This window comes from Halobaculum sp. D14 (assembly GCF_051195135.1).
In the GTDB taxonomy this organism is placed as follows: Archaea; Halobacteriota; Halobacteria; order Halobacteriales; family Haloferacaceae; genus JBNTKA01.
Genome location: NZ_JBNTKA010000008.1, coordinates 3,786 through 5,191, shown reverse-complemented (window position 1 = coordinate 5,191; position 1,406 = coordinate 3,786). Strand labels below are relative to the sequence as shown.

Sequence of the window (1,406 nt, the reverse complement as noted above, 5' to 3'; positions counted from 1 at the left end):
CTACCCTACGGATCGAGATAACCTCGGGAAACTGAGGCTAATCTCGAATACCGCTCCCACGCTGGAACGCCGGGAGCGCGAAACGCTCAGGCGCCGTAGGATGTGGCTGCGGCCGATTAGGTAGACGGTGGGGTAACGGCCCACCGTGCCGATAATCGGTACGGGTTGTGAGAGCAAGAACCCGGAGACGGAATCTGAGACAAGATTCCGGGCCCTACGGGGCGCAGCAGGCGCGAAACCTTTACACTGCACGCCAGTGCGATAGGGGGACCCCGAGTGCGAGGGCATACAGTCCTCGCTTTTGAGAACCGTAAGGTGGTTCTCGAATAAGAGCTGGGCAAGACCGGTGCCAGCCGCCGCGGTAATACCGGCAGCTCGAGTGATGACCGATTTTATTGGGCCTAAAGCGTCCGTAGCTGGCCGCGCAAGTCCGTCGGGAAATCCACCCGCTCAACGGGTGGGCGTCCGGCGGAAACTGCACGGCTTGGAGCCGGAAGACCTGAGAGGTACGTCCGGGGTAGGAGTGAAATCCCGTAATCCTGGACGGACCGCCGATGGCGAAAGCATCTCAGGAAGACGGACTCGACAGTGAGGGACGAAAGCTGGGGTCTCGAACCGGATTAGATACCCGGGTAGTCCCAGCCGTAAACGATGCCTACTAGGTGCGCTACTGACTACGAGTCAGTATTGTGCCGCAGGGAAGCCGCTAAGTAGGCCGCCTGGGAAGTACGTCTGCAAGGATGAAACTTAAAGGAATTGGCGGGGGAGCACTACAACCGGAGGAGCCTGCGGTTTAATTGGACTCAACGCCGGACATCTCACCAGCTCCGACTGCAGTGATGACGGTCAGGTTGATGACCTTGCCAGAGTTGCAGAGAGGAGGTGCATGGCCGCCGTCAGCTCGTACCGTGAGGCGTCCTGTTAAGTCAGGCAACGAGCGAGACCCGCGTTCCTAATTGCCAGCAGTACCCTTGAGGTAGCTGGGTACATTAGGAAGACTGCCGCCGCTAAGGCGGAGGAAGGAACGGGCAACGGTAGGTCAGTATGCCCCGAATGAGCTGGGCTACACGCGGGCTACAATGGTCAGGACAATGGGTTCCTACCCCGAGAGGGGACGGTAATCTCAGAAACCTGGTCGTAGTTCGGATTGTGGGCTGAAACTCGCCCACATGAAGCTGGATTCGGTAGTAATCGCGTGTCAGAAGCGCGCGGTGAATACGTCCCTGCTCCTTGCACACACCGCCCGTCAAAGCACCCGAGTGAGGTCCGGATGAGGCTCTCGTTGGAGAGTCGAATCTGGGCTTCGCAAGGGGGCTTAAGTCGTAACAAGGTAGCCGTAGGGGAATCTGCGGCTGGATCACCTCCCAACATCCCGGGGCGTGACCACCACGGTCACACCCCACCTT

At 59.2% G+C, this 1,406-nt stretch carries 1 rRNA gene; it reads left to right on the top strand.

The annotated features are described in order from the left end of the window. Positions 1-1,366 (top strand): 16S ribosomal RNA (locus tag ACQUST_RS14865); the annotation flags it as partial. Positions 1,367-1,406 lie beyond the last annotated feature (40 nt).